Source organism: Mesorhizobium sp. M7D.F.Ca.US.004.03.1.1 (assembly GCF_003998635.1).
GTDB classification, from domain to species: domain Bacteria; phylum Pseudomonadota; class Alphaproteobacteria; order Rhizobiales; family Rhizobiaceae; genus Mesorhizobium; species Mesorhizobium loti.
Genome location: NZ_RZQG01000897.1, coordinates 1 through 2,349 on the forward strand (window position 1 = coordinate 1; position 2,349 = coordinate 2,349).

The 2,349-nt window shown below is 62.5% G+C and carries 2 protein-coding genes; one reads left to right on the plus strand and one right to left on the minus strand.

What is annotated here, in order from left to right; all coding sequences use genetic code 11:
- Positions 1 to 78 precede the first annotated feature (78 nt).
- The gene (locus EN935_RS31545; RefSeq protein ID WP_127263082.1) at positions 79 to 1,782 is read right to left on the minus strand and encodes a SulP family inorganic anion transporter; all 1,704 of its coding nucleotides are present in this window, start codon (positions 1,780 to 1,782) and stop codon (positions 79 to 81) included.
- 209 nt (positions 1,783 to 1,991) lie between these two features.
- Here EN935_RS31545 and EN935_RS31550 point away from each other — a divergent pair.
- The coding region (locus tag EN935_RS31550) for a DNA gyrase subunit A (protein ID WP_281040374.1) at positions 1,992 to 2,349 on the plus strand (358 nt) is incomplete at its 3' end.

Below are 2,349 nucleotides of genomic sequence, written 5' to 3' on the forward strand. Positions count from 1 at the left end.
CTCTCATGCCGACCGTTATCTGCGTCGGCCTCAGTTCCTCGACGGGAACCGGCGTGACAATGGGTTCTCGGGGGTCAATCATGGCATTCCATCCTGTTCTTGCTGCTGCTGTTTCCCCAGACCAAGTGACTTAATTGCCGCGTCGACGCTGTGGAATATGCGCTGCGTGCCGACCATTTCAGCAATGCCGAACCGCGCCAGTGCCGCCTGCGCACGCACGGATTCTAGCCGCGCGATGGCAAACATCGCGCCCGACTGCCGGCAATGGAGGATGGTGTCGATCAGGGCTTGCGCGGCGGTGTAATCGATTTCGACGATGTTGCTGGCCTCGAGCACGACCAGTTTCACGGTTTCGTTCCGGGCGTCGATGAGATCGCAAAGGCCACGCTTGAAACGGTCGGCATTGACGAAAGACAGCGGCGCCTGGAACGCCGCGACCAGCACACCGGGGAGCTGTTCGCCGACAGCCGGATTACCGGGCGGCCACCACACCGAAGTGCCCGGCACCTGTTCCAGTTCGATCGGCTGCGTACGGGTCGCGCTCCAGATTCCGTGCAGCAGCGACAGGCCGATGCCGATCGCCACGCCAGTCTCGATCGGCAGCACGACGATCGCCGCCATGGTGATGAGGATCAAGACGAATTCGACCGGCGCCTGCCGGTAGACATTGGCGAACACCTTCCAGCGCAAAATGTGCTGCGCAACGAACAAAAGGACACCGGCAAGGGCGGCCTGCGGAACATCGGCAAGCAGGCCGCCACCGAAAGCACCAAGCGCCAGCACGATGGCCGCGGCAACAAGGCCGGACAATTGCGAGCGGCCGCCCGACTGGGCGACGATTGCGGTGCGCGGTGGGCTGGCATTGACGGCAAAGGCGCCGAACAGGCCCGATAGGATGCTGCCGGCGCCAACGCCGACGAAATCGCGATTGACGTCGGGAGCCTCGCCCTGCTGCGGCGCGAAGGAACGGGAGGTGGCCGCCGTCTGCACCATGACGACGATGGCGATCAGCAGCGCCAGTGGAAACAGCGCCTGCACATCGTCGAGGCTGGCATGCGGCAGGCCGGTCTGTGGCAGGCCGTTGGGCAAGGCGCCGAGCACCTCGACGCCGCGGTCCTTAAGGCCGAAGACGGCAACCGCGATGGTGGCGAGCACCATGGCGATCAACGCGCCGGGGATACGGGCGCTGATCCGGTCGGCGCAGAACACGATCGCGAACACGCCAAGACCGAGCGCGAGGCTCCAGGGATTGGTCAGATGGAGATTGCCGGCAATCTCACCGACGCGCCGCAAGGTTTCACCGCTCTCGGAGGGCAGGTCGAGCAGTCCGGGCAATTGCGAAACGATGATATGGACGGCGATACCGGCCAGGAATCCTGTCGTGACCGGCACCGACAAAAGGTCGGCGATCCAGCCAAGGCGAAAGACACCGCTTAGCGTCACAATCAGCCCGACCATCAGCGCCAGCATGGCTGCCAGCGCCAGATAATGCGGCGACCCGGATGCCGCGAGCATCGCGAGGCCACCGGCAAACAAGGGCGTGATGGTCGAATCCGCGCCGGATGAGAGATGCCGGTTGGCCCCGAACAGGGCAAATGCCACCGAACCGGCAACAAAGGCAAAGAAACCGATTTCAGGAGCAAAGCCGCCCAGCCGGGCCGTTGCCATCTGTTCGGGAATGGCAATCGCCGCCAGTGTCACGCCCGCGACGATATCTCTGTTGAGATCCTGCGGTCGCCAACCGCTCAGTGCTCGCAAAGGCAGCCACGGGGTCCAATTCATCGCGCTCGCGGCTTTCGCAGGGGAAAACGGTCCATTGCAGGCTTTTGCCTTGGTGCGGCGAAAACCGCCTTGGCCATATCGTCGCAATCAGTGGTATCCATTTGAAATTACCACCAAAAATGACACTGGAAAAGTGCCTGACATGTTGGAGTTTCAGCCTTGCTTCCTATATAAGCACCAAGTGATTCCTGATTAGATTGTGATCCGATTTGACCGACCAGAAGACACCGCGCGGCGCCGACGGCGGCCCCACCGGCATCGAGCCGATATCCATCGTCGAGGAGATGCAGCGTTCCTATCTCGATTACGCCATGAGCGTGATCGTCAGCCGCGCTCTGCCCGACGTGCGCGACGGCCTGAAGCCGGTGCATCGCCGCATTCTCTTCGCCGCCCATGAGAGCGGTTACCACTGGAACCGCAAATATGTGAAGTCGGCGCGTCCGGTCGCCGACGTGATGGGTAAATACCATCCGCATGGCGACGCTTCCATCTATGACGCCTTGGTGCGCATGGCGCAGGACTGGTCGCTGCGCGTGCCGTTGATCGACGGACAGGGCAATTTCGGCT